The sequence below is a fragment of the Novosphingobium sp. 63-713 genome (assembly GCF_001898925.1).
Lineage (GTDB): Bacteria > Pseudomonadota > Alphaproteobacteria > Sphingomonadales > Sphingomonadaceae > Novosphingobium.
Genome location: NZ_MKVS01000047.1, coordinates 185395 through 211022 on the forward strand (window position 1 = coordinate 185395; position 25628 = coordinate 211022).

General features: G+C 64.9%; 28 protein-coding genes. 10 read left to right on the forward strand and 18 right to left on the reverse strand.

The features are described from left to right. Positions 1-48: 48 nt before the first annotated feature. Positions 49-966 carry a complex I NDUFA9 subunit family protein gene (locus BGP00_RS19345; protein ID WP_292688243.1) on the forward strand — a complete coding sequence of 306 codons (918 nt, stop codon included), beginning with the start codon at positions 49-51 and terminating at the stop codon, positions 964-966. Here the strand turns inward: BGP00_RS19345 and BGP00_RS19350 are convergent. From BGP00_RS19350 to xseA, 3 genes are read right to left on the reverse strand one after another with little or no spacing between them, the layout of a single operon-like run. Then, on the reverse strand, positions 956-1792 hold the full coding sequence (locus tag BGP00_RS19350; protein ID WP_310012807.1) for a M23 family metallopeptidase: 837 nt from the start codon (positions 1790-1792) through the stop codon (positions 956-958). The genes BGP00_RS19345 and BGP00_RS19350 overlap by 11 nt on opposite strands. After that, positions 1789-1989, reverse strand: a complete 201-nt coding sequence (locus tag BGP00_RS19355; protein WP_168603283.1) for a DUF2093 domain-containing protein — start codon at positions 1987-1989, stop codon at positions 1789-1791. The genes BGP00_RS19350 and BGP00_RS19355 overlap by 4 nt, the downstream gene beginning before the upstream one ends. 18 nt (positions 1990-2007) lie before the next feature. Next, the gene (xseA, locus tag BGP00_RS19360; RefSeq protein WP_292688245.1) at positions 2008-3495 is read right to left on the reverse strand and encodes an exodeoxyribonuclease VII large subunit; all 1488 of its coding nucleotides are present in this window, start codon (positions 3493-3495) and stop codon (positions 2008-2010) included. On the opposite strand from xseA, the gene purD reads away from it, so the two are divergent. Then, positions 3494-4774 (forward strand): phosphoribosylamine--glycine ligase, encoded by a 1281-nt coding sequence (gene purD, locus BGP00_RS19365; protein WP_292688247.1) that lies wholly within the window; start codon positions 3494-3496, stop codon positions 4772-4774. The two genes, xseA and purD, sit on opposite strands and share 2 nt — an antisense overlap. A gap of 40 nt (positions 4775-4814) precedes the next feature. On the opposite strand, the gene BGP00_RS19370 is transcribed toward purD, so the two are convergent. The 3 genes from BGP00_RS19370 to BGP00_RS19380 form a co-directional block, all read right to left on the reverse strand. Beyond that, positions 4815-4991 (reverse strand): hypothetical protein, encoded by a 177-nt coding sequence (locus BGP00_RS19370; protein WP_168603286.1) that lies wholly within the window; start codon positions 4989-4991, stop codon positions 4815-4817. An 18-nt stretch (positions 4992-5009) separates the two neighbouring features. Further along, positions 5010-5213, reverse strand: coding sequence for a hypothetical protein (locus BGP00_RS19375; RefSeq protein WP_168603287.1), 204 nt, complete (start codon positions 5211-5213; stop codon positions 5010-5012). A 209-nt stretch (positions 5214-5422) separates the two neighbouring features. Next, positions 5423-6418, reverse strand: a complete 996-nt coding sequence (locus BGP00_RS19380) for an adenosine kinase (RefSeq protein WP_292688249.1) — start codon at positions 6416-6418, stop codon at positions 5423-5425. Positions 6419-6526: 108 nt separating this feature from the next. Here BGP00_RS19380 and BGP00_RS19385 point away from each other — a divergent pair, with 108 nt between their 5' ends. Together BGP00_RS19385 and BGP00_RS19390 are read left to right on the forward strand one after the other, a co-directional pair. Next, on the forward strand, positions 6527-6946 hold the full coding sequence (locus tag BGP00_RS19385) for a hypothetical protein (RefSeq protein ID WP_292688251.1): 420 nt from the start codon (positions 6527-6529) through the stop codon (positions 6944-6946). A 119-nt stretch (positions 6947-7065) separates the two neighbouring features. After that, positions 7066-7422 (forward strand): hypothetical protein, encoded by a 357-nt coding sequence (locus BGP00_RS19390; RefSeq protein WP_168603290.1) that lies wholly within the window; start codon positions 7066-7068, stop codon positions 7420-7422. Positions 7423-7465: 43 nt separating this feature from the next. Here the strand turns inward: BGP00_RS19390 and BGP00_RS19395 are convergent, their stop codons facing one another. The 8 genes from BGP00_RS19395 to BGP00_RS19430 are packed head-to-tail and all read right to left on the reverse strand — an operon-like array spanning position 7466 to position 13312. Beyond that, complete coding sequence (locus tag BGP00_RS19395) at positions 7466-7822, reverse strand: iron-sulfur cluster assembly accessory protein (protein ID WP_292688253.1); 357 nt, start codon at positions 7820-7822, stop codon at positions 7466-7468. Position 7823: 1 nt separating this feature from the next. After that, positions 7824-8345, reverse strand: coding sequence for an SUF system Fe-S cluster assembly protein (locus BGP00_RS19400; RefSeq protein ID WP_292688255.1), 522 nt, complete (start codon positions 8343-8345; stop codon positions 7824-7826). Beyond that, complete coding sequence (locus tag BGP00_RS19405; RefSeq protein ID WP_292689195.1) at positions 8345-9532, reverse strand: cysteine desulfurase; 1188 nt, start codon at positions 9530-9532, stop codon at positions 8345-8347. The genes BGP00_RS19400 and BGP00_RS19405 overlap by 1 nt, the downstream gene beginning before the upstream one ends. Positions 9533-9555: 23 nt before the next feature. Beyond that, positions 9556-10278: a SufD family Fe-S cluster assembly protein gene (locus tag BGP00_RS19410; protein WP_292688257.1), complete on the reverse strand. Its 723-nt coding sequence runs from the start codon at positions 10276-10278 to the stop codon at positions 9556-9558. After that, positions 10275-11018 carry a Fe-S cluster assembly ATPase SufC gene (gene sufC / locus BGP00_RS19415; RefSeq protein WP_168603573.1) on the reverse strand — a complete coding sequence of 248 codons (744 nt, stop codon included), beginning with the start codon at positions 11016-11018 and terminating at the stop codon, positions 10275-10277. The genes BGP00_RS19410 and sufC overlap by 4 nt, the downstream gene beginning before the upstream one ends. A gap of 7 nt (positions 11019-11025) precedes the next feature. Further along, positions 11026-11367, reverse strand: a complete 342-nt coding sequence (locus BGP00_RS19420; protein ID WP_292688259.1) for a hypothetical protein — start codon at positions 11365-11367, stop codon at positions 11026-11028. Beyond that, positions 11364-12845: a Fe-S cluster assembly protein SufB gene (sufB, locus tag BGP00_RS19425; protein ID WP_274174847.1), complete on the reverse strand. Its 1482-nt coding sequence runs from the start codon at positions 12843-12845 to the stop codon at positions 11364-11366. Before sufB ends, BGP00_RS19420 begins: the two co-directional genes overlap by 4 nt. After that, on the reverse strand, positions 12842-13312 hold the full coding sequence (locus BGP00_RS19430) for an Rrf2 family transcriptional regulator (protein WP_292688262.1): 471 nt from the start codon (positions 13310-13312) through the stop codon (positions 12842-12844). Before BGP00_RS19430 ends, sufB begins: the two co-directional genes overlap by 4 nt. Positions 13313-13784: 472 nt before the next feature. On the opposite strand from BGP00_RS19430, the gene BGP00_RS19435 reads away from it, so the two are divergent. Together BGP00_RS19435 and BGP00_RS19440 are read left to right on the forward strand one after the other, a co-directional pair. After that, positions 13785-14834: a quinone-dependent dihydroorotate dehydrogenase gene (locus tag BGP00_RS19435; RefSeq protein ID WP_292688283.1), complete on the forward strand. Its 1050-nt coding sequence runs from the start codon at positions 13785-13787 to the stop codon at positions 14832-14834. Between the two features lie 101 nt (positions 14835-14935). After that, the gene (locus BGP00_RS19440; RefSeq protein WP_292688285.1) at positions 14936-16756 is read left to right on the forward strand and encodes a long-chain fatty acid--CoA ligase; all 1821 of its coding nucleotides are present in this window, start codon (positions 14936-14938) and stop codon (positions 16754-16756) included. A 410-nt stretch (positions 16757-17166) separates the two neighbouring features. On the opposite strand, the gene BGP00_RS19445 is transcribed toward BGP00_RS19440, so the two are convergent. From BGP00_RS19445 to BGP00_RS19460, 4 genes are all read right to left on the reverse strand, one after another. Then, a complete protein-coding gene (locus tag BGP00_RS19445) occupies positions 17167-17895 on the reverse strand; it encodes a M23 family metallopeptidase (protein WP_292688287.1) in 729 nt (242 codons plus the stop codon). A gap of 144 nt (positions 17896-18039) precedes the next feature. Next, positions 18040-18837 (reverse strand): ferritin-like domain-containing protein, encoded by a 798-nt coding sequence (locus BGP00_RS19450; RefSeq protein ID WP_172249182.1) that lies wholly within the window; start codon positions 18835-18837, stop codon positions 18040-18042. A gap of 270 nt (positions 18838-19107) precedes the next feature. Then, positions 19108-19578 carry a peroxiredoxin gene (locus BGP00_RS19455; RefSeq protein WP_292688290.1) on the reverse strand — a complete coding sequence of 157 codons (471 nt, stop codon included), beginning with the start codon at positions 19576-19578 and terminating at the stop codon, positions 19108-19110. After that, positions 19575-22286 (reverse strand): bifunctional [glutamine synthetase] adenylyltransferase/[glutamine synthetase]-adenylyl-L-tyrosine phosphorylase, encoded by a 2712-nt coding sequence (locus tag BGP00_RS19460; RefSeq protein WP_292688292.1) that lies wholly within the window; start codon positions 22284-22286, stop codon positions 19575-19577. Before BGP00_RS19460 ends, BGP00_RS19455 begins: the two co-directional genes overlap by 4 nt. A gap of 83 nt (positions 22287-22369) precedes the next feature. On the opposite strand from BGP00_RS19460, the gene BGP00_RS19465 reads away from it, so the two are divergent. From BGP00_RS19465 to fdhD, 4 genes are all read left to right on the forward strand, one after another. Further along, positions 22370-23368, forward strand: coding sequence for an agmatine deiminase family protein (locus BGP00_RS19465; protein WP_292688294.1), 999 nt, complete (start codon positions 22370-22372; stop codon positions 23366-23368). A 442-nt stretch (positions 23369-23810) separates the two neighbouring features. After that, the gene (gene dcd, locus BGP00_RS19470; RefSeq protein WP_168603303.1) at positions 23811-24365 is read left to right on the forward strand and encodes a dCTP deaminase; all 555 of its coding nucleotides are present in this window, start codon (positions 23811-23813) and stop codon (positions 24363-24365) included. 21 nt (positions 24366-24386) lie between these two features. Next, positions 24387-24764, forward strand: a complete 378-nt coding sequence (locus BGP00_RS19475; protein ID WP_168603304.1) for a VOC family protein — start codon at positions 24387-24389, stop codon at positions 24762-24764. A gap of 6 nt (positions 24765-24770) precedes the next feature. Next, positions 24771-25574, forward strand: a complete 804-nt coding sequence (gene fdhD / locus BGP00_RS19480) for a formate dehydrogenase accessory sulfurtransferase FdhD (protein WP_292688298.1) — start codon at positions 24771-24773, stop codon at positions 25572-25574. Positions 25575-25628 lie beyond the last annotated feature (54 nt).

Sequence of the window (25628 nt, forward strand, 5' to 3'; positions counted from 1 at the left end):
CCGCCCGCCATACCATCTTAAAGGTGCCTAATTGCTGGAGTTGCGACCATGAGTGACGTTTTGCGCGATGCCTTGGTGGCGGTCACGGGCGGGAGCGGGTTTGTCGGGGGGCATCTGGCCCATGCCCTGCTGCGCAGCGGGGCGCGTTTGCGAATCGTCAGCCGCCACCCGGAAAAGGCGTGGATGATTCGAGGGCTGGGCGATCCGGGGCAGGTGGGATTTGCCCGTGCGGACCTGCGCGACGGGGTCGCCGTGGCGCGGGCGCTGTCGGGGGCGGACGCGGTGGTCAATCTGGTGGGGCTGTTTTCCGGGCCGCTGGATGCGGTCCAGGGGCGCGGGGTGGAAAGCCTCGCCCGCGCGGCGCACCATGCCGGAGCGCGCGCCTTTGTCCATGTTTCGGCCATTGGCGCCGATGCGGCCTCACCCGTGCCCTATGCCAGCAGCAAGGCGGCGGGCGAGGAGGCTGTGCGCAAAGGCTTTGCGGGCGCCACGATCCTTCGCCCCAGCGTGATCTTTGGGCAGGATGACAATTTCCTCAATATGTTTGCGCGGATGATGGGGATGCTGAAGGCTCTGCCTGTGCCCGCGCTGTTGCCGGTGTTTGTGCCGGATGGGCTGCTGCAACCGGTGCTGGTGGACGATGTTGCGCGGGCGATTGTGGCGGCTCTGGGCGATCCAAAGCGGCATGGCGGCCAGACCTATGAACTGGGCGGGCCGGAGGTGGTGACCATGCTGGAGCTGAACCGGCGCATTGCGAGGGCGGTGGGCGGCGGCATTCACCTGCTGCCGATGCCCGATCTGGCGGCGCGGATATTCGCCGCCCTTCCCGGCACGCCGATTTCGGCCGATCAGATCGCCCTGCTCAAGGCGGGCAGCGTGGTGGCCGATGGCGCGCAGGGCTTTGCCGCGCTGGGCCTATCCCCGCATCCGATGGGCCTCTATCTCGACCGCTGGTTCAGGCCATAGGTCCGGCAAACAGCATCGGGTCCAGCCGCGCCTCGCGCCAGCGCATCCCCCAATGCAGATGCGGCCCCGTCGCGCGCCCGGTCATGCCGACCTTGCCGATGGGCTGGGTCTGGCTCACCCGTTCGCCCTCGCGCACCAGCAGTTCGCTGGAATGCAGAAAGGCGCTGACCAGTCCCATGCCATGGTCGATCATCAACAGATTGCCCTCTAGCGTGAAGGGCTTTTCCGCGGCCAGCACGACCACCCCATCGGCGGGGGCCAGATAGGGCGTGCCCGCAGGCATGGCGACATCGCTGCCCGAATGATAGGCGCCCGGCGTACCGCGATAGACGCGCTGCGATCCGAAGAGGCCGGAAATTCGGCCCTTGACCGGCCAGAGGAAGGGTTGCCGCCAGCCCTCGGACAAAGCCCCTGCATGGCGCGCGGCATCGATCCGCGCCACTTCCTCGGCGCGAATGCGGGCATATTCGCCCTCGGGAATGGCGGGCGGACGGAAGGGCGCGTTAACCTGCTCGATCCGCCATGCGCGCGGGGCAATGTCCAGCCCCAGCACGGCCTGCGTCCCACCCGGCGCCGATGCGGTCAGTTTGGCCACCGGCCCCGCATCGCGGTCAAAGGCGACCAGAAAGCGGCCGAAAAGATCGGTGGGCAGCGGTGCGCCGTCGAGCGCCACCTGCCACCCCTTGGGCGCCTGACCCTGCGCCCATCCGCCTTGCGTGGTTTCGCCGCGCGGAAAGGTGATCGGGCCAACGTCGAGCGAAAAGCCATAAGCCGCCGCCGGGGCCAGCGAGGCCAGCCCGCCCAGCACCATGCGGCGTGTTATCACTGGCCCAGCAAACGCTTCGTCGCCAGTTCGGGCGTGGCATAGGCTTCCTGGTGCTCGACACTCCAATAGCGCAGCGACTCAAGCGCAATCGCCTCGCCCGAGACGGCGCAGACGACATGGTTGCCGCGCGAGAGCATGGTGAAACCATTGGGTTCATAGCGCAGCACCGCCGCGCGATCCGGGGAATTCATCAACATGGGCCCTTTATAGCACGATCAGCCGAACAAATCATCCTGCGCGGATGGTTGCGATTTGGCGCGGGGCGCGGGGGCGGGGCGTTTTGCCGCAGGCTCGGGCGCGGGGGCTGGTGCGTCGCCCGGCGTTACCTCCAGCAAACCATCGCGGAAATGCAGCGTCAGATGGCTTTCCCCCGCCGCCGCCGCGCGGTTGGTCAGGGTGCGGCCATCGGGCGCGGTCACGCGGACATAGCCGCGCGCCAGCACATTGTCCGGGTTCAAACTGGTCATGATCCGCGCCACGCCGTCCAGCCTTTGCCGGTCATGGCGCAGACGCTGGGCCAGCATGGCCGGGTTCAGACGCTGGGCCGACAGCCGCGCCTCTGCATGGCGCAGGCGGGCTTGTAACAGGCCCGGCGTCAGGGGGCCTGCGGTGCGCTGCAGCCTCATCCCTGCCTTTTGCGCCACATTGCCCAGCGCGCGGCGCAGGCGTTCGCTCGTTTCGTCCAAAGCCTGCGCCTTGGCCGCAATCAGTTCCTCCGGCGTGGGCAAGCGCTGCGCCCGCGCCTCCAGCCTTTCGCGGCCCAGCACCACCGGGCGCACCACCGCGCGGCGCGAACGCAGCCCCAGATCGCCGACAAAGGCGCGCAATTCCTCGCGCACCGGCACCGCCATTTCGGCCGCCGCCGTGGGCGTGGGCGCACGCATATCGGCGGCAAAATCCGCTAGAGTCGTGTCCGTTTCATGCCCCACGGCCGAAATCACCGGAATCGAACTTTCGGCAATCGCGCGGACCACGATTTCCTCGTTAAACGACCAGAGATCCTCGATCGACCCGCCCCCACGCCCGACGATCAGCACATCGGGGCGCGGTATCGGCCCATCAGGGGCCAGCGCTGAAAAACCGCGCACCGCCGCCGCCACCTGCTCGGCCGCGCCATTGCCCTGCACCAGCACCGGCCAGAGGATCACCCGCGAAGGGAAGCGGTCGGCCAGACGGTGCAGAATATCGCGAATCACCGCGCCCGTGGGGCTGGTGACGACACCGATCACGCGGGGCAAAAACGGCAACCGGCGCTTGCGGCGCGGATCAAACAGGCCCTCGGCCTCCAGCCGCGCCTTGGTTTTCTCCAGCAGGGCCAGCAAAGCGCCTTCGCCCGCGATCTCCATCCGGTCGATCACGATCTGATAATTGGAACGCCCCGGATAGGTGGTCAGCTTGCCGGTGGCGATCACCTCCACCCCATCCTCGGGCCGGAAACCCAGCCGGGCGACATTGCCCTTCCACATCACGCCGTCGAGCCGCGCCCCCTCGTCCTTCAACGAGAGGTAGAGATGGCCCGATGCCGCCCGCTTTACCCCCGACAATTCGCCCCGCACGCGCACAAAAGCGAAACGATCCTCCACCGTTCGCTTCAAAATCGCGGAAATCTCGCTGATCGAGAGGGGTTCCGCGTTGTCGCCGCGCGCGGCTTTCGCTACGAGCCCGCCGGAGAGATCATCATCGGAATCGAAAGAGGCAGGCATGAATATCCTTTTGCTGGGTTCGGGCGGGCGCGAACATGCTCTGGCGTGGCGTCTATCGCAATCCTCGCTTCTGGCAAACGGTGGAAAGCTTTTTGCCGCGCCGGGCAATCCGGGCATCGGCGAACATGCCGAACTGGTCTCGCTCGATGCCGGCGATCATGACGCCGTTCTGGCCTTTTGCGAGGAACAGCGGATCGGTTTCGTCGTGGTCGGGCCTGAGGCGCCGCTGGTCGACGGGCTGGGCGATGCGCTGCGCGGGGCGGGTGTTCCGGTGTTCGGGCCGAACAAGGACGCGGCCCAGCTTGAAGGCTCCAAGGGCTTTACCAAGGATCTGTGCGCGCGGGCCAATATCCCCACCGCCGGATACCAGCGCGTGACCTCATTGGAACAGGCGCTGGCCGTGCTGGACCAGTTCGGCGCGCCGGTGGTGGTCAAGGCCGATGGTCTGGCCGCGGGCAAGGGCGTGACCGTGGCGATGACCATGGACGAGGCGCAGGAGGCGGTGCGCGACATTTTCGCAGGCCGCTTCGGTGACGCCGAGGCCGTGATCGAGGAATTCATGGAGGGCGAGGAGGCTTCCTTCTTCGCTCTCACCGATGGCGCGACCATCGTGCCTTTTGCATCGGCGCAGGATCACAAGCGCGTGGGCGATGGCGACACCGGCCCGAACACCGGCGGCATGGGCGCCTATTCGCCCGCCCCGGTGCTGACCGCCGAGCTGCAGGCCGAGGTGATGACCCGCATCATCGCCCCCACGGTCAAGACGCTGGCGGACGAGGGCATGGCCTATTCGGGCGTGCTGTTTGCCGGGTTGATGCTGACGCGCGAAGGGCCGAAACTGATCGAATATAACGCCCGCTTTGGCGATCCGGAATGCCAGGTCATGCTCTCGCGCCTGACCAGCGATCTGGGCGAATTGCTCTATGCCTGCGCCACGGACCGGTTGGGCAGCATTCCCGCGCCGCAATTTTCCGATGATACCGCGCTGACCGTGGTGATGGCTGCCGATGGCTATCCCGGCACGCCGAAAAAGGGCGGCGCGATTGAAGGGATCGAGGCCGCGCAGGCCGATGGCGCCAAGGTCTTTCATGCGGGCACGGCCATGGCCGATGGCGCGCTGGTGGCTGCAGGCGGGCGCGTTTTGAACGTGACGGCGCGCGGGGCCAATGTGACCGCCGCGCAGGCCGCCGCCTATGCCGCCGTCGATGCGATCGAGGCGCCCGAACTGTTCTGCCGCCGCGACATCGGCTGGCGCGAAGTGGCGCGTGAGGCCGAATAAGGCGCTTTACCGGGAGCGTTACGGCGCTCCCGGCGCGGATTTAGGCATAGACCGCGAAGGTTGCGCCTGACGGGCCGCTGGGAGGCGGCGTGGGAGCGCCGCTGCCGCCATTGGCCTGTCCGGTGGCGATGGCGGCCGATGCGGCGGCCACGGCGGCCTGCGCCGCATTGCCCGCGGCAACGGCCGGGGCGGCGGGGCTGGAAATGCTCATGGTCATGGGGCTGATCCTGTCTGTTCAGGCGTAGGTGCTGAAGCCGCTGTAGCCGTCATTGGGGCTGCGCGGCGTGGTCTGGCTGGGGTCGGTGACGCTGGGCGGGTCGGCTTTGGTCATCGCGGTCGCTTTTTCGACAGCCGGGGTCAGCGGGGTCGCTTCATACATCGTCCGGCTGGCCGGAGTGCCGTGTACGACGGGAGAAACGGGCGATACTCCTGCGGTCATGGTTCCTGTCCTGTTGTTGGGGCCAGCGTGCGACTGGCCGGTCCTGCGCGGCCGGAGGGCATTGGCCGGGCCTGCCCGACCCCGGCCGCAACCCCGATTCTTTGGCGCGCGCACGACAGAACGAAAACCGCCGGGCCTTTTTAAGCCCGGCGGTCAAATTTTTTCAGCAATCGTTTGAGCCCGGTTTACGCGACAGTATCGGCCACGTTCTATGCGACTGTGTCGGCCACCAGCGCCTTGAGGTCCGCCTCGGGCCGCGCGCCGTAATGCGAGATGATTTCCGCCGCGCAGATCGCGCCCAGCGTCAGACACTTGTCCAGCGCCATGCCGCGCACATGGCCGAACAGGAAACCGGCGGCGAACAGATCGCCCGCGCCCGTGGTGTCGACCACCTTGTCGATCGGCTGGGCAGGCACATGGGCGACCTCGCCCCGGCGCACGGCATGGGCGCCCTTTTCGCTGCGGGTCACCACCACGCAGGGCACCTTGGCGGCCAGTTGGTCCAGACCCGCGTGGAAGTCTTCAAGCCCGGTCAGCGCGGCCAGTTCGTGTTCGTTGGCGAACAGGATGTCGATCTGGCCTTCCTCGATCAGCGCGCGGAAATCGTCGCCATGGCGCGCGATGACAAAAGCGTCCGACATGGTGAAGGCGACCTCGCGGCCCGCCCCGCGCGCGGCGGCAATGGCGCGGCGCATCGCGCGGCGCGGCTCTTCCGGGTCCCACAGATAGCCTTCGAGATAGAGCACGCGGGCCGAGGCGATCACGCTTTCATCCAGCGCGTCGGCGGGCAGGAACTGGCTGGCGCCCAGAAAGGTGTTCATCGTGCGCTGGCCATCGGGGGTGACGAAGATCAGGCATTGCGCGGTGGCCGGTTCGCCATCGCGCACCGGCGTGTCGAAACCGATCCCGCCGGCGCGGATGTCATGGGCAAAGACATGGCCGAACTGATCGTCGGCCACCTGACCGATAAAGGCGCATTGCGCGCCAAGCTGGGCCAGCCCTGCCAGCGTGTTGGCCGCGCTGCCGCCCGAAATCTCGCGCGCCGGGCCCATCGCGGCGTAAAGCTCACGCGCGCGGTCCGGCTCCACCAGCGTCATGCCGCCCTTGGCCAGGCCCAGCGCCGCGATCTGCTCCTCGGATGCGGGGGCCAGAACATCGACAATGGCGTTGCCGATGGCGATGACGTCGATGGTGGGCTCGGACATGGGTGTGGGCTGCTTCCTGCTGTGGTTGAACCGGCCTGCCCTAGCGGGGGCGGGCTTTGACCGCAACCGGCATTGACAGCCGGTTTGGCCGTGGCATGAGCAGGGCCCATGCGCATTTTCTTTCTGCCTTTGCTGCTCATCCCGCTCCTCGCCGCTTGTGGAGAGCAGGGGCCGGTGGCCAGCATGCCGCGCGCGCCATCACGTCCGGCCGCGCATTCATCGGTTCCCGTGGCCCCGCGCCGCCAGCCTGTGCCCGCGCCGGTGGTGCATAGTGCGCCGGGGCTGGAGGGGGTGATCGGCGCGCGCACCGGTGAACTGGCGCGGCTGTTCGGCCCGCCGCGTCTGGATGTGCAGGAGGGCGATGCGCGCAAGTTGCAATTTGTCGGGCCTGCCTGCGTGCTCGATGTCTATCTCTATCCGCAGGGGGGCGGGGGCGAAGTGCGCGCCACCTATGTCGATGCGCGGCGCAGCACGGACGCCAAGGATGTGGACCGGGCGGCCTGTGTGGCGGCCTTGCGCCGTAAATAAACGAACGGGCGCAGGGTTCCCCATAACGCTTTATCGCGTCTGACAATTTGGTTCATTGGGCGGCAAGGCGCGGTTCGTCATTTCGGCTTTGGGGGCGCAAACCGAAAGGAATGCTCCAAATGTCGAACTCGTCTAACGACTTTCATGGCAGCGATTTGCCCGGTTATCACCCGGCCCGACTGAACCCGGATGATGCCGAAGCGCTGCTGGCGATCAACGCGCATCTTCGCTCGCCATCGCCCGAATGGGTGAGTTTTATCGGCGAAACGCTCTCGCACTGGCTGGTGGAGCAGCGGGTTCCGCATGGCGTGGTGGATGACGCCAAGGCGATGTGGCTGATCGAGCGGATCGACGAGGGGGGTGAGGTCAATTCGCCCGCCGCGCTCAACCTGCTGCAACGCTGCTGCGTCAAGGCCCAGCGCGTGCCCCAGCGCCTGATGCAATATCTGCAGATGCAGGAGGCGAGAATGGCTTGAAGTATGCCGGAGGCCCATGAGGGGGCCTCCGGATCCGGTAAGATCAGACCGTAAAACTTTCGCCGCAGCCGCAGGTGCCCTTGGCATTGGGGTTGGCGAAGACGAAGCCTGCGGTGAAATCATCCTCCACCCAGTCCATCGTGCTGCCGATCAGGTAAAGCACGCTGGCGCTGTCGATGAAGAAGAGGCCGCCGGGCGTCTCGATTTTTTCATCCAGCGGGCCTGCTTCGTTGATGTAATCGACCGAATAGGCCAGACCCGAACAGCCCCGGCGCGGGGTGGACAGCTTGACGCCGATGGCGCCCTCGGGCGCTTCGCTCATCAATTTGGCCACGCGCGCCTCTGCGTTCGGCGTCAACAGGACGGCGGCGGGGCGGGGCTTGCGGGTGGTTGCGGTCATTTTACAGCATCCCCAGTTCGAGGCGGGCTTCATCGCTCATCTTGGCCGGATCCCATGGCGGGTCCCAGACGAGAGCCACTTCGGCGTCACGGATGCCCGGCACGGCCGAGACGCGCAATTCAACCTCGCCCGGCATCGATTCGGCCACCGGGCAATGCGGCGTGGTCAGCGTCATGGTGATGCTGGCCGAGCCTTCGGGCGTGATTTCCACGCCGTAGATCAGGCCCAGTTCGTAGATATTGACCGGGATTTCGGGGTCAAAGATCTCTTTGAGGGCATTGATCACGCCCTCATACAGTTCGCCGCCCGGCTCATGCGCCGTCAGGCCGGTGGGCTGCTGCGCAAGGAAACCTTCGAGGTAATCCGCCTTGCGCGCAACCTTGTCGGCGATCTTTTCGATCTCGCCATCGGCGCCCAGCGCAGGAGCCGCCGACACATCCACCCGAGCGCGCGGCGGGGTGGGGGCATCGCTCACTTCCTCGACGGTGAAACGGGGGGTATCGTCAGGGGTGGTGTCAGTCATCAGCCGAAGATCCTCTTCGTGCGTTCAATGCCGGCGATCAGCGCGGCAATATCGCTTTCATCGCTATACAGGCCAAAACTGGCGCGCGCGGTGGCGGGCACGCCAAGGTGGTCCATCAGGGGTTGGGCGCAATGGTGCCCGGCGCGGATCGCCACATTGCCTTCGTCCAGAATGGTGCCAAGGTCATGGGGATGCACCCCGTCGATGGCAAAGCTGACGATCCCGGCGCTGTCGTCGGGGCCGAACACGGTCACATCGTTCATCGCCGAGAGCGCGCCGCGCAGGGTTTTGACAAGGCCGCATTCATGCGCATGGATGGCTTCAAGGCCGATGCCCTGCACATAATCGACGGCGGCGGCAAAGCCGATTGCCTCGATGATGGCCGGGGTGCCCGCCTCGAAACGGGTGGGGGCCGGGGCCCAGGTGGTCTTTTCAAACGTCACGCGGTCGATCATCGAGCCGCCGCCCTGCCATGGCGGCATGGCGTCAAGAATCTCGGCCCGCGCCCACAATGCGCCGATCCCGGTCGGCCCATAGAGCTTGTGCGCGGAAAAGGCGTAGAAATCGACGCCCAGCGCGGCCACATCGACGGGGATGCGCGGCACGGCCTGACAGCCGTCGATCAGGATGTTCGCCCCCACGCCATGCGCCAGCGCCACGGCGCGTTCGACATCCAGCACGCTGCCCAGCACGTTCGACACATGGGCCAGCGCGACCAGCTTGTGGGCCGGAGTCAGCATACGCTCTGCCGCGTCCAGATCAATCTGGCCATCCTCCGTCAGCGGGCAGACGTCGATCTCGATGCCCACCCGATCACGCAGCAATTGCCAGGGCACGATGTTCGAGTGATGCTCCAAGGTCGAAATCAGAATGCGGTCGCCCGCCTTCAGATGCGCCCCGCCCCAGCTTTGCGCGACAAGGTTGATCGCCTCGGTCGCGCCGCGGGTGAACACGATCTCGCCTTCCTGTCCGCCGATGAAACCGGCCACCTTGCGGCGCGCCTCTTCATAGGCCAGCGTCATATTGGCGCTGCGGGCATAGACGCCGCGATGGACGGTGGCATAGTCGCGGCCCATGGCGTTGACCGTGGCCTCGATCACGGATTGCGGCTTTTGCGCGGTGGCGCCGCTGTCCAGATAATGCCATCCCCCTGCCAGCCCAGGAAAATCGGCGCGGATCTTGGCCAGATCGAGGGTGAGGGTGTCCACGCTCACAGCAAAGCCTCCAAAGCGGCCTGAGCGGCCGCCTGCAGATTGTCCTCTTCCTCCGCCCCGTCAAAGGCTTCGGCGATAAAGGCCTGCAGCATCAGCGCCTTGGCCCGTGCCGGTTCGATCCCGCGCGCGGCGAGGTAAAACAGGCCATTGGCATCCAGCTCGCCAATCGCGCAGCCATGGGCGCATTTGACATCGTCGGCATAGATTTCCAGCTCTGGCCGCGCATTGGCCTGCGCCGTGCGGTCGAGCAGCATGGCGCGCACCGATTGTTCGCCGTCCGTGCCATCCGCGCCCTTGGCCACATAGACCTTGCCCAGCACGCTGGCGGTTGATGTGCCGCCCGCAACGGAGCGGATCATCTGATGGCTATGGGCGTTGGGTTCGATATGGCGCACGGTGGTGACGATTTCGGCGGTCTGATCGCCGCTGCTCAATTGCACGCCGCCAAGGTGGAAATCCGCGCCCTCATGCAGCGTCGCCTCGATCTCGATGCGGGCATAGGTGTCGGCGGTGCTGAGCACATGGACGGTGGCCTTGGCGCCTGCCTCCAGCGTGAGGGAGAGGCGCACCACGCCGCCCTTGTTCACAATCGCGCGCGCAAATTCGCCGCCCGCCGCCACGGTGACGCTTTCCGCATCGGGCAAAGGCCAGAGCGTTTCCAGCGCGCCGAGGTCGGCATAGCGCCATTCCTCGGCCTTGCGGGTTGGCAGATTGCTCATGCCGCGACGCCTTCGTAGCCGCCTTCTTCCAGCGCCAGCGCCAGTTCCGGGCCGCCCGATTTGACGATGCGGCCGCCCGCCAGCACATGGACGAAGTCGGGCTTCACATAGTCGAGCAGGCGCTGATAGTGCGTGATCAGCAGCACGGCCTTGTCAGGCTTGCGCATGATCGCATTGATGCCCTCGCCGCAGATGCGCAGCGCGTCAATGTCGAGGCCGGAGTCGGTTTCGTCCAGAATCGCCAGCTTGGGGTCGAGGATGCCCATCTGCACCATTTCGGCGCGCTTCTTCTCGCCGCCCGAAAAGCCCACGTTGACCGGGCGCTTGAGCATGTCCATGTCCATCCGCAGCAGCGCGGCCTTTTCCTTGGCCAGCTTCATGAACTCGCCGCCCGACAGCGGGGGCAGGTCATGGAACTTGCGCTGGCTGTTCAAAGCCTCGCGCAGGAATTGCAGGTTGGACACGCCGGGAATCTCGACCGGATACTGGAAACCCAGAAACAGGCCCGATGCCGCGCGCTCATGCGGGTCGAGGGCGAAGAGGTCTTGGCCTTCGAACGTGGCGGTCCCTTCCGTCACTTCATAGCCCGGACGCCCGCCCAGCACATAGCCGGTGGTCGACTTGCCCGCGCCATTCGGCCCCATGATCGCGTGCACCTCGCCCGCGTTGATGGTGAGGCTGAGACCCTTGAGGATCGGCTTGTCCGCAACAGAGGCGTGGAGGTTTTCAATGGTCAGCATGGTCATTTCACTTCTTCCCGCAACGCGTCAGGCGGACGATACGATTGTCTGAATTGGTATAGGCAAGGATTTTACCATCTTTGGACAGGCGAAGGTTGAGGCGGCCTTTGGAGGTTTCGCCTTCGTCATAGAACTCGCCCGTAGCCGTCCAGTTGGTCTGTTCAGCCACCACGATCCGCCTGGGCGTGAACACGGTTTCGCCGAAGGCCACCTCGCTCTTGCGAACAATGGCGCGTGAATCGCTTTCCTCGCCGGGCATTTTGCAATGGCTGGGCAAATCCCAATCGCCACGCATCGCGACCGGCATGGTCAACGGCACAGAAGCGGCAAGCGCCAGCGTGAGCATCACCCCACGCTCCCTTCCAAACTGATCCCCAGCAACTTCTGCGCTTCCACCGCAAATTCCATCGGCAGTTGCTGCAACACTTCCTTGGCAAAACCATTGACGATCAACGCCACCGCGCTTTCCTGATCCAGCCCGCGCTGCATGGCGTAGAACAGTTGGTCGTCGGAAATCTTGCTGGTGGTCGCTTCATGCTCGATGGTCGCGGTGGGGTTGCGCACCTCGATATAGGGCACGGTATGCGCGCCGCAGGTCTTGCCCAGCAGCAGGCTGTCGCACTGGGTGAAATTGCGCACGCCCTCGGCATTGGCGCCCACGCGGACCAGCCCGCGATAAGTATTCTGGCTGTGGCCCGCACTGATGCCCTTGGAGATGATGGTGCTGCGCGATCCCTTGCCATTGTGGATCATTTTGGTGCCGGTGTCGGCCTGCTGATAATTGTTGGTGACGGCGACCGAGTAGAACTCGCCCACACTGTCCTCGCCGTTCAGCACGCAAGACGGGTATTTCCAGGTGATGGCGCTGCCGGTTTCCACCTGCGTCCAGCTCACCTTGCTCCGCTTGCCCTGGCACAGCGCGCGCTTGGTCACGAAGTTGTAGATGCCGCCCCGCCCTTGCGCATCGCCCGGATACCAGTTCTGAACGGTGGAATATTTGATCTCGGCATCGTCCAGCGCGACCAACTCGACGACCGCAGCGTGAAGCTGGTTCTCGTCACGCTGGGGCGCGGTGCAGCCTTCGAGATAGGACACATAGGCGCCCTTGTCGCACACGATCAGCGTGCGTTCGAACTGGCCGGTGTTTTCCGCGTTGATACGGAAATAGGTGGACAGCTCCATCGGGCAGCGCACGCCCTCGGGCACGTAAACAAACGTCCCGTCGGAAAACACCGCGCAGTTGAGCGCCGCGAAATAATTGTCCGCCATTGGCACCACGCGGCCGAGCCACTTCTTCACCAGCTCGGGATATTCGCGGATCGCCTCGCTGATGGAGCGGAAGATGACGCCCGCCGCTTCCAGTTCCTTGCGGAAGGTGGTGGCTACCGAAACCGAGTCGAACACCGCGTCCACGGCCACCTTGCGCGCGCCTTCAACGCCCGCCAGCACTTCCTGCTCGGCCAGCGGAATGCCCAGCTTTTCATAGACGCGCAGGATTTCCGGATCGACCTCGTCCAAAGACTTGGGCCCGTCCTTCTTCTTGGGCGCGGCCCAGTAATAGGCTTCCTGATAATCGATCGGCGGAATGTTCAGCTTGGCCCAATCGGGCATCGGCATGGTCAGCCAGTGGCGATAGGCCTTCAGACGCCATTCCAGCATCCATTCCGGCTCGTCCTTCTTGGCCGAAATATAGCGGACCGTGTCCTCGGACAGGCCCTTGGGGCCATATTCCTGCTCGATATCGGCCACCCAGCCGTGTTCGTATTCGGCCACCTTGGCGGCAGCCTCACGCGCGGCCTGATCCTTGATCTCGATATCTTCGCTCATTGCACCATATCCACATTGTCCTGCGGCGTCATCAACCGGGTCAGGGGCACCCCCGACAAGGCCAGACGCAACGCCTCATTCACCACCGGCCAATGCGGGCGCACGCTGCAACCCAGCCCCGGCGCGCAATCATGGCCGATCCCTTCCACGCAAGGGGTCAGCGCGATCGGCCCTTCGACCGCTTCGACAATATCGGCAAGGCTGATGTCATGGGCGTCGCGGGCAAGAGCCAATCCGCCGCCCGCGCCTCGCGCCGAGGTCAAAAGCCCCGCTGCCACCAGACGGCTGACCAGCTTTTGCACCGTGGGTGCGGGCAGGCCTGTTTCCAGCGCCAGTTGTCCGGCATTGGCGCGCGCGCGGGCATCGCCCTCGGCGCGCATATCGCCATCGCGGCCCACAGGGGCGCAGTGGCGGGCCGCCGCCACCATTGCCACCACGGCATAATCGGCCATGCTCGACAAGCGCATCGCGCCAATCCCTTTCGTCAGCCATCGGCATTCAAGCCGGCCCCGATAAAATAAGACCGAATCAATCCGATTTAAAGGCCCCTAGGACTTTGCCCCCGCGCGGGCAAGAGGGCAGGCGGGATCGAGCGGTGGCGGAAAGGCGCAAGGCATAAAAAAACGGCTCCCCCATTGCTGAGAGAGCCGCTTGAGTTTCGAGAACTCTGTGGCGAAAACCACGAGCCCTTCGGGTCGCAAGGAGGCGGATAAAGCATTGCGGGGGAAGATAATTGTAAGATTGCGTCAAACCGCAGGGCTGATTTCAGGTAGTTTTCCCGATACGCCATCCATGCAAAGGATTTCATAAGCCTCCATCATGCAGCCCTTACATCATGGCGCCAAGGCTAGGGCCTCTCCCGCGCGAATCATCTCGCCGCCAAACAGCCTTCGCCAGAGAATCGACAAATTCCCCGCTTCTTGCCATAGGCCTGTTCCCATGACCTATGCCCTGATCCGCAAAGCCCTGTTCCGTCTGGATGCCGAAACCGCCCATGGGATGGCGCTGGCCGCGCTGAAATATCTGCCCATCGCGGGCGCGCCTGTCGCGCCCGGCGGGCCGCTGACCAGCACGGTGGCGGGCCTGACCTTTCCCACGCCCGTGGGCATGGCCGCCGGGTTCGACAAGGATGGCGAGGTGCCCGACGCGCTGCTCGGCCTCGGCTTCGGCTTTGCCGAGGTCGGCTCGATCACGCCTTTGCCGCAACCGGGCAACCCCAAGCCGCGCCTGTTCCGGCTGGAGGAGGACCGCGCCGTCATCAATCGCATGGGCTTTAACAATGGCGGCGCGGATGCGGCGGAAAAGCGCCTTCGCGCGCGGCTGACGCGCGGCGGGATCGTGGGCATCAACATCGGCGCCAACAAGGACGCCACCGACCGCATCGCTGATTATGCCTATGGCGCGCGGGTGTTCGCCCCGCTGGCCTCTTATCTGGCGATCAACGTGTCCAGCCCCAACACGCCGGGCCTGCGCGCGCTTCAGGACGAATCGGCGCTGACCGAATTGCTCGACGGTGTGATCGCCGCGCGCGATGAGACGGGACACCGCCCGCCGGTCTTCCTCAAGGTCGCGCCCGATCTGGAGCCTGCCGATATCGAGGCCATCGCCCGCATCGCCATCTCGCGCCGTCTGGGCGCGTTGATCGTCAGCAACACCACGATCAGCCGCCCCCCGCTGCATAGCCGCCACGCGGGCGAAACGGGCGGCCTTTCGGGCGCGCCCTTACGCGACCTGGCGCAGCAGCGCATGGTCGATTTCCGCCGCGCCACCGGGGGGCAGATTCCCCTGATCGGCGTGGGCGGCATCGCCAATGCCGAGGATGCCTATGCCCGCATCCGCGCCGGGGCCAGCCTTGTGCAGCTCTATTCCGCCATGGTTTACGAAGGCCATGCCATTGCCGAAAAGATCGGGGCCGGGCTTGCCCGCCTGCTGGCGCGCGATGGCTTTGCCAATGTGGCCGAGGCGGTCGGGGCCGATGTCTCGCTCTGAGGCGTTCGGGCTGCTTCCTCCCCTTGCTAGAGCCCCGACCAAAGCCTAAATCGGACGTAACAAAAGCCTAATGCACTTCCCCGGGCAGAGGACATAATTCCTTGCGCATCCTCGATATTGAAACCAGCCCCAATCTGGTCACGCTGTTTCTGGCGCGGGCCGATCTGCTGGCCGACCGCCCCTTTCTTCACGCCAAGACCGATCAGGGATGGCAGGCGATCACATGGGCCGAGGCGGCGCGGCGGGTGGTGGTGCTGGCGCAAAATCTGGTGCGGCTGGGTTATACGCGCGGCGAGCGGATCATGCTGGTGTCGGAAAACCGGCCCGAATGGTGCATCGCCGATCTGGCGATCATGGCGGCGGGCTGCATCACGGTCCCGGCCTATACGACCAATACCGAGCGCGACCATCTGCATATTCTGGAAAATTCCGGATCGCGCGGGGTGATCGTCTCCACCGCCAAACTGGCCAAGCCGCTGCTGCCAGCTGTCATGCGCTCGGGCGGGGCCAATCACCTGATCGCGATGGAGCCGCTGGGCATGGCGCAGGCCAGCACGGTGGAATATCACGGCTGGGACGCGATGCTGGAGGGCGATGCGGTGGCCGCGCGCGCGGCGGTCGAGGCGCGGATGAGCCGTATCGACCGCACCGATACGGCCTGCCTGATTTATACCAGCGGCACCGGCGGCGCGCCGCGCGGGGTGATGCAGCATCATGGCGCGATCCTGCACAATGTGGCGGGCGCGGCCCATGTCATCGTCGAGGATTTCGGCTGGGACCCGACCGGCGCCGAGCCGGAGGTATTCCTCAGCTTCCTGCCGCTCAGCCATGCCTATGAGCATTCGGCGGGGCAATTCTTCCCCATCGGCCTTGGCGGACAGATCTGGTACGCCGAAGGGCTGGATAAGCTGGGCAGCAATATCGAAGAAGTGCGCCCGACGATCATGGTCGTGGTGCCGCGCCTGTTCGAAGTGCTGCGCACGCGGATCATGAAGCAGGTGGAAAAGCAGGGCAAACTGGCCGCCGGGCTGCTGGAGAGCGCGGTGGCGCTGGCGGCGCGGCGCGGGGCGGGCAAGGGCAAGCTGCTTGACTGGCCGCTGGACAAGGTGCTGGAAAAGCTGCTGCGTCCCAAGATCCGCGCGCGTTTCGGCGGGCGGGTCAAGGCGCTGGTCTCGGGCGGGGCGCCGCTGAACCCGGAAATCGGCCTGTTTTTCCAAGGTGTTGGGTTAACGCTGCTGCAAGGCTATGGCCAGACAGAAAGCGGCCCCATCGCCAGCGTCAATCGCCCCAGCACCGGCATCAAGATGGACACGGTGGGCACGCCCCTTCCCGCAACGGAAGTGCGCATTGCCGAGGATGGCGAAATCCTGCTGCGCGGCGAACTGGTGATGCATGGCTATTGGCGCAACGAGGCCGAGACGGCCCGCGTGCTCAAGGACGGCTGGCTGCATACCGGCGACATCGGCCATATCGACGCGGCGGGGCGGATCGTCATCACCGACCGCAAAAAAGACATGATCGTCAACGACAAGGGCGACAATATCTCGCCCCAGAAGCTGGAAGGGATGCTGACCCTCCAGCCCGAAATCGCGCAGGCGATGGTCTTTGGCGACAAGCGGCCCTACATCGTTGGCCTGATCGTGCCGGATGCCGAGTGGGCGCGCGAATGGGCGGTGGTCAATGGCCACCACGGTGCCGATGTGCGCGCGCTCCAGGAACTGCCCAGCTTTCGCGGGGCGATCCGTGAGGCTGTGGACCGGGTGAACCGGGATCTCTCCGTCATCGAAAAGGTTCGGCAGTTTACCTTTGCCGATGAACCGTTTGCCATCGACAATGAGGAAATGACGCCCTCTTTGAAAATCCGTCGGCATAAGCTGAAGGAACGGTATGGGGTGCGGTTGGAAGGGTTGTATAAGGGGTAAAAGGGTTTGCCTCCGGCGGGCAAAGGGCGGGGGCCCTTTGCAATCCCGTTAATGGGGTGGTGGGAAGTTTGCCAAGGTGCGTCGATGGTTATGAAAAGCCTGCGGCGCGGCGAACTCATCCTTGTCCGCGCGGCAGGCTATAAAACGCTGCGTCTGACACCCTTTGGCCGAACCCTTGGCGTCACGCAGACAGTAACGGGAGCGCGAGGGGCCAACCGATTTGTCTCGACAAATCGGCTATCTAAAAACCATCCCTCGCATCTTAACCTCCCAGATCCCCAAACGAGAAAAAGCGGCAGTTTCCCGCCGCTTTTTCCGCATCCTCTCCAAGATGCTAAGGCCTGTTGGGCTTGTTTTCCGCCCTTCTTTCTCAGGCTTGGTTATCTCGCTCGGGAATCAACTTGTGTGAGTTATTCGCCGTCCTCATCACTCTTATCGTGATGCGGGACAGAAGCAAGCGCCAATTGCGGATTGCCCTCACCCTGAAGGTAGGGAACAGGATTAACGGCCACGCCATCGACGCGGACTTCATAATGCAGGTGGGGGCCGGTCGAGCGGCCGGTGGTGCCGACAAAGCCGATCAGGTCGCCCTTGTGCACCATCTGGCCATCGGCCACGTTCAGGCGCGAGAGATGGCCATAGCGGGTCTGTACATCGCCGCCATGTTCGATCGAGATGAACAGACCATACGAGCTGAACCAGTCGGCGCGGCTGATGACGCCATCGGCGGTGGCATAGACGGGGGTCCCGATCGGGCTCGACAGGTCGATGCCCTTGTGCATCCGCATACCGCCCAGAACGGGGTGGCTGCGCATACCGAAATCGCTGCTCATGCGCAGGCCTTCGAGGGGCGAGCGCGAGGGGATCGAGATGGCGCGGTTAACGATGCCGGCAACGCCGCCATTGTTGCCGATGGTGGCGTTAACCAGCTTGTTGCCGGTGCCTTCCATCGAGCGCCAGGACGAGAAGAGCTGGCGGAAGTTCTGATCGCCATTGTCCTGCGAGATGGGCGCGGCTTGGGCGGCGCGCAGCGGGGCGGCGATGTCGGCGTTGGCGGCACTGTTGGCCAGCGCGGGCTGGGCGACAACAGCGGCAAGGGCGCCGAGAAGAAACTTGGTAGAAATACGAAGCGCGACCACTCCAAAACACCTTTATTCTTGCGCCCGTCGGCCCCCCAAATGGCCGTTGGACATGGGAAATGACGCCCGCAGATTCCCGCAGGCAGGAAATTGTTGGAGATGGTCGGAACCCCCCGCCGTCTCGTGAGTTTGTGCTATCCCAGGTCAGGCGCGGCTGGCAAGCGCCTCATACGCCTTGCGCGATAGACCGGCAGACTCGCGCGCTGAGTCGTTGAACGGTGGCTTAACGTTGCCCCGGAAGTAACGCGTAACCAGCAATTGCCAGAGTTTTTCCGCAGAATCACCCAGTTCGCGAGCCACTTTGGCGAAATGGTCGCAGCCATAGCGCACATGGCGGATTTCATCGGCCAGAATCCTTTCCAGAATCCGCGCTCCGGCCTCGTCGCCGCCGGCCCGCACGCGCTCCAGAGTGGCCGGTGTCACGTCCAGCCCGCGCGCCTCCAGCACCATCGGCACAATGGCCAGACGGGCCGCCACATCATGCGCGGTGGCCTCGGCCGATTGCCACAATCCGTCATGCGCGGGCAGATCGCCGTAGGCCGCCCCCATGCGCGCCAGATGCCGCGCGATAATTGCATAATGCATCGCCTCATCGGCGGCGACGGTAAGGAAATCATCGACGAAATCGCGCCCGCGCTGCTCGCCAAACCGCCCGGCCATGTCCAGCGCCAGATCGATCGCGACAAATTCGATATGCGCCAGCGAATGCCACAGCGCGACCCGCGCCCGCTCCGATCCGCCGCGCCCGCGCTTGGGCATCCGGTTGGGCGGGAGCAATTCGGGCTTGTCCGGGCGCGCGGGGCGGTCGGGCATCGGTGCGCTGAAATCCCACGCCAGCCTGCCTTGCCGCCAGTCGCGCACCAGTTTGCGGGTGACCATCGCCTTTTCGCGCGGGTCGGCGGTCAGCAGGGCATTGCGGATGGATTCGGAGAGGGATTGCATGATGGGGCGTTAGAAGAAGGAAGGGGAAAATGCGAGGGTCTAGACCCTCGCGCTCCCATTACTGTCTGCGTGGTGCGATGGGTTCTGCCGAATGTGTCGGACGCGACGTTGGAATTTTTAGAGCCTGCGGCGCTGACAAGGATGAGCGAACCGCGCCGCAGGCTTTCAAACATAGCGGCGGACGCATCGCCGCAAACCTCCCCCCACCCCATTAACGGGATTGCAAAGGGACGAGTCCCTTTGCCCGCCGGAGGCATAAACCCTTCGCAACTACCCCTTAACCGCCCCCAACACCTCTTCAGCGTGTCCCTTGACCTTCACCTTTTCCCAGATCCGCTCGATCACGCCATCGGCGCTGACCAGATAGGTGCTGCGCTCCATGCCCATATAGGTGCGGCCATACATGGATTTTTCCTTCCACACGCCCAGCGTGTCCGAAAGCCCGCCTTCCTCGGCGTCCGAGGCGAGGGGGGCGGTCAGCGCGTGCTTTTCGATGAATTTGGCGTGCTTTTTCGGCGGGTCTTTCGAAACGCCCAGCAGCGCCGCCCCGGCGGCCTCAAACTCGCCCGCCAGCGCCGAAAAATCCTTGTTTTCCGTGGTGCAGCCGGGGGTGTCATCCTTGGGATAGAAGAAGATCACCAGCCGTCGCCCGGCAAAATCGGAGGGTTTCACCGCGCTGCCGTCGGTGGCGGTCATGGCGATGTCGGGGATCTTGTCGCCCACGCCGGGAAAGGTGCTCATGCTTGCATCTCCAATTGCTGGCCGAATGTGGCGGTCCATTGGCGGGCGATGGCGGCGCGCGCGGCCTCCATTGCCGTGATCATTTCCTTCCAATCGCCAAAGCCGCATGTTTTGGCAAGACTGGCACATGGGGCAGATTCAGGCAGGATGCCATCGGGCGCCAGCAGCCGCGCCGCCACCAGCACGCGCGAGAGCAGGTCGAACGCCCCCGGCACATCGCCCGTAATCAGCCCCGCCGCCGCCAGTTCCGCCAAAGCGCCAGCCATATCGGGCCGCACGCCCGCGCGCTCGCGCAATTGCAGGGCGTGGGCGATGAATTCGGCATCGACCAGCCCACCGCGCAGCAACTTCACGTCCAGCACGCCCTTGGCAGGCTTATGCGCGGCCATCTTGTCGCGCATATCCTGCACCTCGGCGGTGACTTTGGCCTTGTCGCGCTCGGCCCCCAGCACGCCGCCGATGATCGCGCCCAGTTCGGCCCGCGCCGCATCCGATCCGAACAACACCCGCGCCCGGATCAGCGCCATATGCTCCCAGGTCCAGGCCTCCTCGCGCTGATAGCGGGCAAAGCTCTCGAAACCCACCGCCAGCGGGCCTTGGGTGCCTTGCGGGCGCAGGCGCGTGTCCACCTCATAGAGCGCGCCTTCGGCCGTGGGCACCGACAGCGCGGCGGAAACCCGCTGGGCCAGACGGTTGAAATAGAGCGTGGCGCCCAGCGGCCGCCGCCCGTCGCTCTCGGTGGCAAAATCCCCGGTGAACAGGTAAACCAGATCCAGATCGCTGGCATGGGTCAGCATCCCGCCGCCCAGCCGCCCAAGGCCCAGAATGACCAGCTCGCCGCCCGGAATGCGGCCATGGGTGGCCTCGAATTCGGCAATCGTCGCGCGGGCCAGCACATCGAGCGCCGCCTCGGCCACACGGCACAGGCCCGCCGATATGTCGAGCGGGTCCTGCGCCCCTTCGATCAGTTGCACGCCAAGGGCAAAGCGCTTCTCGCCCACCTGTCGCCGCACGCGGTCGAGCAGGCGCTGGTAATCATCCCCCGCCTCGGTTGCGCCAAATTCGCGGGCCAGATCCTCCACGCTGCCCGGCAGGGCAAAGGCGCTGGCGTCGATCAGCGCATCGAGCAGATCCGCCCGCCGCGCCAGCGCATCGGCCAGCGGCGGGGCGAGCGAGAGCACTCGCACCAGCACTTCGAGCAAACCGGGCCGTGCCTCCAGCAGGCGGAACAGGTTGACCGCGCTGGGCAGGCGGGCGATCATCTGTTCCCAGCGGATCATCGCGCGGTCCGGCTCCGGCGCGGCGGCAAGGGCCGCCAGCAGCGCGGGCTGCACCGCATCCAGAGCCGCCAGCGCCGCGCCCGAACGCAGGCATCGCACGCTCCCTGAACGCCATGCCGCAATCCGCCCCGCCAATTCTGCCGGTTTGGCAAAGCCCAGATGCTCCAGCTCGGCGGCCAGATCGTCGCCCTCATGCTGATTGGGCACGGCAACGCTGGTGCCTTCGCCCGCGCTGGCCGCGATCAGGCGGTCATAGCGAGCGCCCACGCGGGAGGTGATCGCCTCCAGTTCCTCGACCAGCGCCGCGCCATTGGGCAGGCCGTCGAGCGCGGCGACATTGTCGATGCCCTCCATGTCGCGGGGCAGCTTGTGGGTCTGCAGGTCGGACACCTGTTGAAGCCGATGCTCGATCTGGCGCAGACGGTCATAGCTTTCGCCCAGCATCACCGCGTCCGCCGGATCGATCAGCCCCTCGGCGGCCAAGGCATCGAGCGTGGCCCGCGTGCCGCGCAGGCGCAGCGCAGGCTTGCGCCCGCCGTGAATCAATTGATGGACCTGCGCAAAAAATTCGACCTCGCGGATGCCGCCGCGCCCCCGTTTGACATCGAAGCCGGGACCGATGGCCTCGACCTTGCCATGATGGGCGCGGATGCGGCGGGTCAACCGCCCGATTTCGGCAATCGCGCCGAAATCCAGCGATTTGCGCCACACAAAGGGCCGGATCGCATGGAGGAAATGCTCCCCTATCGCCACATCGCCCGCCGCCGCCCGCGCGCGGATAAAGGCGGCGCGTTCCCATGCCAGCGCCGAGGATTCGTAATGCGTCAGCGCGGCGTCGATGGGCAGCGCCAGCGGGCTGATCTCGCTGGCCGGGCGCAGGCGCAGGTCGACGCGGAACACATAGCCTTCGCCATCGGCCTGAGACACCAGCCGCAAAACCGTGCGCGCGACATGGAGCGCGGCCTCCTCTGGTTCGTCGCGGGCGCGGCGGGGCAGGGTGGCCGGATCGTAGATCAGGATCGGGTCGATGTCGGAGGAATAGTTCAATTCGCGCGCGCCATGCTTGCCCAGCGCCAGCGCGGTGAAACCGACGGCTTCCGCATCGGGCGCGCGGCTGCGGATGCCATGGGCGATGGCGGCATCTACCGCCCGGTCGGCCAGATCGGACAGCTCGCCCGTCACCCGCGTCAGGTCAAAGGCCCCGGCCAGATCGCCCACGCCCAAGGCCAGCGCCAGCGCCAGTTTCTCGCGCCGCAAACCTACGCCAAGGTCGGCCACCCCTTCGCCCGCGCGGCGCGCATGGGCCAGCGCGGCCTCTCCATCGCCCGAGGCCAGCACCGCCACCAGATCGGGCAAACGCCCCATCGCCCGCGACAAAAAGGGCGAATGCGCCTCGGCCCGCGCCAGGGCGCTTTGCCAATCGGTCATAAAAACTCCTCACTCTCCGGCCATCCTATTGGCCTGTTTGCGCCCCTTTTCGCAAGGGCGGTAAGTCGCTAAAGGCCCCTCCCATGACGAACCTGACCCCCAACTGGCGCTTCCCCCCCGAATGGCATCCGCAGGACTGGCTGTGGATCGGTTTTCCCCATGACGGCGAGGAATGGCCCGGCTTTCTTGAGGCCGCGCAGGAACAGATGGCCGCCTTTGCCAATGCCGTGGCCGAAAGCGGGCAGGAGGTGCGCCTGATCGTGCGCAACGAGGCGAACGAGGCCCGCGCCCGCGCACTGTGCAGCGAAAAGGTGGTGCTGGAGCGGCGCGTCTATGGCGACGTGTGGCTGCGCGATACCGGGCCGCTGGTGGTGCTGGACGGCAAAGGCGGGCGCGCGGCGCGGCGCTTTGGCTTTAACGGCTGGGGCGGCAAATATCTGATGGAGGGCGACCAGACCATCGGCGCGGAAATCGCGGCCGACGCCGGGCTGGAGATCACCACCAGCGACTGGATCATCGAGGGCGGCGCTCTGGATTGCGACGGCACCGGATTGGTGGCGACGACCGAGCAGGTCTTGCTCAACCCCAACCGCAACCCGCATCTGAGCCGCGCGGATCAGGAAATGCGGCTGAAGCGTGACCTTGGTTTTGACCGGGTGCTGTGGCTGGGCGACGGGCTGATCAATGACCATACCGATGGGCATGTCGATAACCTTGCCCGCTTTGTGGCCGACAATGTGCTGGCGCTGCCCATGGCGACCGGGGCGGATGATCCCAATGCCGCGATCTATGCCGATGCCAAGGCGCGGGCCGAGGCGGCGGGCGTGATTGTGCGCAATGTCCCTTCGCCGGGGCGGGTGGAGCGTGATGGGCGGATCGAACCGGCGTCCTATATGAATTTCGCCATTACCTCGAAACTGGTCGTCGTGCCGATCTATGGCACCGCGCATGATGTCGATGGCGTGGCGGCAATTGCCGAGCTTTTCCCGGATCGCGAAACCGTGGGCGTTATGGCGGATGCGATTCTGGCCGGGGGCGGGTCGTTCCATTGCTCCAGCCAGCAGATGCCCGCCATCCGCTAAGGGCAGCAATTTAAGGATTCGGTGAGGTTTTCGGCGCAGGGTTTGTTCCATGAGCAAAACCCGCGCCCTTATTCTCGATCATGGTTTGGAAGCAGTGCGGCTGGTTATCGTCGTGGGCTGTGCTTTGGCGTTGATTTTGGCGGGTAGAGTTTAAGGGATAAGATGCGAGGGTCTAGACCCTCGCGCTCCCATTACTGTCTGCGTAGCGTTAAGGAGGCAGTGTTTGGTGTCGCACGCACCGACTAAAATTTTAAAGCCTGCGGCGCGAAGAGGCATGAGCCCGCCGCGCCGCAGGCTTTAAAAATTCCCCACCCTCTCAAACCTCCCGCCACCCCATTAACGGGATTGCAAAGGGACGAGTCCCTTTGCTCGCCGGAGGCATAACCCTACTACCTCTCAAAATCATTGCCCCATGCGCCTCCATCCGCCATGAAGCCACGCTATGGCGATACTATCAGACAAATGGATCCGCGAAGCGGCGCAGACGCAGGGAATGATCGAGCCGTTTTTGGAGCGGCAGCATCGTGAGGGTGTGATCTCTTACGGGCTTTCCTCTTATGGCTATGACGCGCGCGTGGCCGATGAGTTCAAGATTTTCACCAATGTCGATTCGGCGGTCGTGGACCCCAAGGATTTTGCCGCGAACAGCTTTGTGGACCGCAAGACCGATGTCTGCGTGATTCCGCCCAACAGTTTCGCGCTGGCCCGCACGGTGGAATATTTCCGCATTCCGCGCGATGTGCTGGTGATCTGTCTTGGCAAGAGCACCTATGCGCGCTGCGGCATCATCGTGAACGTGACCCCGCTGGAGCCGGGCTGGGAAGGCCATGTGACGCTGGAATTCAGCAACACCACGCCTTTGCCTGCCAAGATTTACGCCAATGAGGGCGCGTGCCAGTTTCTGTTCCTCAAGGGCAATGAACCTTGCGAGGTGTCCTATGCCGACCGCGCAGGCAAATATATGGGCCAGCGCGGCGTGACCCTGCCCCGGCTTTAAATCAGAAAGGAAAGGCAAACGATGTTCAGCCATATCTTCGTCGGATCGACCGATCTGGCGCGTTCAAAGACCTTTTACGATGCGCTCTTTGCCGCGGTTGGCGGGCCGGAAGGCGTGGTCGACACGGCCAAGAACCGTCTGGTCTATGTCCACAAGGGCGCGGCCTTCATCGTTGCCATTCCGATCAATGGTGAATCAGCCTGTGTCGCCAATGGCGGGACCATCGGTTTTGGTCTCGACAATGAGGCGCAGGTCGACGCGTGGCATGCGGCAGGCATCGCCCATGGCGGCACCACCTGCGAGGATCCTCCGGGCCTGCGCAAGGAAGCCAACCTCTATCTGGCCTATCTGCGCGATCCCGATGGGCACAAGCTGTGCGCGCTTTATCGCCCGGCCTGATGTGACATGATCCCCGCGCCCGAACCTTTGCCCTTTTCGCTCGACAGCGGGGGGAAAGTGTACGGGCGCGACGGATCGGTGGCCTATGCCGGGCGCCTGTGGGTGCCCGAGGCGCCGGTGGCTCTGGAATTCAACGGCCTTGCCTATGCGGTGATGATGGCCACCCCTTCCGATCTGATGGATTACGCCACCGGCTTTGCCATGGCCGAGGGGCTGATTTCGGACGCGGCCCAGATGGGCGAGATCGGCCTGGCGCATCTCGATATCGGCTGGATCCTGCGGGCGCAGATCGACGGGCTGGACGCGGCCAAACTGTCCGAGCGCGTGCGGGCGCGGGTGGCGGAAAGCTCTTGCGGCCTGTGCGGGATGGAGAATCTGGAGGTGCTGGCGCGGCCCTTGCCCCAGGTGGCGCCCCACGGTGCGATCACTCCCGAAGCCATATTTGAGGCGGGCGAGGAATTGCGCGAGCATCAGACCCTGGGCCGGGCGACATCGGCGGCCCATGCCGCCGCCTTCTGCGCGCCTGATGGTGCGATTTTAGCCTGCCGCGAGGATGTCGGGCGGCACAATGCGGTGGATAAGCTGGTGGGCGCCATGGCGCGGGCCGGGGTCTCGCGGGCCGAAGGTTTCCTGTTTTCCACCGCGCGCTGTTCGTATGAGATCGTCGAAAAGGCGGTCAAGGCCGGGGTCACGACTCTGGTGACAATCTCGCTGCCGACCTCGCTGGCGGTGGCGCGCGCGCGCGAGGCTGGGCTCTCGCTGTGGGTCCTGGCGCGCCACGACAGTGTGATTTGCGTCACTTCGCGATAGGCTGCAGGCTTATCCGGGTCAAAATCCTTTAATCGCGCGCCTGATCCCTTGCTC

What these genes read in the sequence shown, in the direction of transcription:
- BGP00_RS19345 (WP_292688243.1), top strand. Translation starts at nt 49, where the DNA reads ATGAGTGACGTTTTGCGCGATGCCTTGGTGGCGGTCACGGGCGGGAGC.
- BGP00_RS19355 (WP_168603283.1), bottom strand. Translation starts at nt 1,989, where the DNA reads ATGTTGATGAATTCCCCGGATCGCGCGGCGGTGCTGCGCTATGAACCC.
- purD (WP_292688247.1), top strand. Translation starts at nt 3,494, where the DNA reads ATGAATATCCTTTTGCTGGGTTCGGGCGGGCGCGAACATGCTCTGGCG.
- xseA (WP_292688245.1), bottom strand. Translation starts at nt 3,495, where the DNA reads ATGCCTGCCTCTTTCGATTCCGATGATGATCTCTCCGGCGGGCTCGTA.
- BGP00_RS19370 (WP_168603286.1), bottom strand. Translation starts at nt 4,991, where the DNA reads ATGACCATGAGCATTTCCAGCCCCGCCGCCCCGGCCGTTGCCGCGGGC.
- BGP00_RS19375 (WP_168603287.1), bottom strand. Translation starts at nt 5,213, where the DNA reads ATGACCGCAGGAGTATCGCCCGTTTCTCCCGTCGTACACGGCACTCCG.
- BGP00_RS19380 (WP_292688249.1), bottom strand. Translation starts at nt 6,418, where the DNA reads ATGTCCGAGCCCACCATCGACGTCATCGCCATCGGCAACGCCATTGTC.
- BGP00_RS19385 (WP_292688251.1), top strand. Translation starts at nt 6,527, where the DNA reads ATGCGCATTTTCTTTCTGCCTTTGCTGCTCATCCCGCTCCTCGCCGCT.
- BGP00_RS19390 (WP_168603290.1), top strand. Translation starts at nt 7,066, where the DNA reads ATGTCGAACTCGTCTAACGACTTTCATGGCAGCGATTTGCCCGGTTAT.
- BGP00_RS19395 (WP_292688253.1), bottom strand. Translation starts at nt 7,822, where the DNA reads ATGACCGCAACCACCCGCAAGCCCCGCCCCGCCGCCGTCCTGTTGACG.
- BGP00_RS19400 (WP_292688255.1), bottom strand. Translation starts at nt 8,345, where the DNA reads ATGACTGACACCACCCCTGACGATACCCCCCGTTTCACCGTCGAGGAA.
- BGP00_RS19410 (WP_292688257.1), bottom strand. Translation starts at nt 10,278, where the DNA reads ATGAGCAATCTGCCAACCCGCAAGGCCGAGGAATGGCGCTATGCCGAC.
- sufC (WP_168603573.1), bottom strand. Translation starts at nt 11,018, where the DNA reads ATGCTGACCATTGAAAACCTCCACGCCTCTGTTGCGGACAAGCCGATC.
- sufB (WP_274174847.1), bottom strand. Translation starts at nt 12,845, where the DNA reads ATGAGCGAAGATATCGAGATCAAGGATCAGGCCGCGCGTGAGGCTGCC.
- BGP00_RS19430 (WP_292688262.1), bottom strand. Translation starts at nt 13,312, where the DNA reads ATGCGCTTGTCGAGCATGGCCGATTATGCCGTGGTGGCAATGGTGGCG.
- BGP00_RS19435 (WP_292688283.1), top strand. Translation starts at nt 13,785, where the DNA reads ATGACCTATGCCCTGATCCGCAAAGCCCTGTTCCGTCTGGATGCCGAA.
- BGP00_RS19450 (WP_172249182.1), bottom strand. Translation starts at nt 18,837, where the DNA reads ATGCAATCCCTCTCCGAATCCATCCGCAATGCCCTGCTGACCGCCGAC.
- BGP00_RS19455 (WP_292688290.1), bottom strand. Translation starts at nt 19,578, where the DNA reads ATGAGCACCTTTCCCGGCGTGGGCGACAAGATCCCCGACATCGCCATG.
- BGP00_RS19460 (WP_292688292.1), bottom strand. Translation starts at nt 22,286, where the DNA reads ATGACCGATTGGCAAAGCGCCCTGGCGCGGGCCGAGGCGCATTCGCCC.
- BGP00_RS19465 (WP_292688294.1), top strand. Translation starts at nt 22,370, where the DNA reads ATGACGAACCTGACCCCCAACTGGCGCTTCCCCCCCGAATGGCATCCG.
- dcd (WP_168603303.1), top strand. Translation starts at nt 23,811, where the DNA reads ATGGCGATACTATCAGACAAATGGATCCGCGAAGCGGCGCAGACGCAG.
- BGP00_RS19475 (WP_168603304.1), top strand. Translation starts at nt 24,387, where the DNA reads ATGTTCAGCCATATCTTCGTCGGATCGACCGATCTGGCGCGTTCAAAG.
- fdhD (WP_292688298.1), top strand. Translation starts at nt 24,771, where the DNA reads ATGATCCCCGCGCCCGAACCTTTGCCCTTTTCGCTCGACAGCGGGGGG.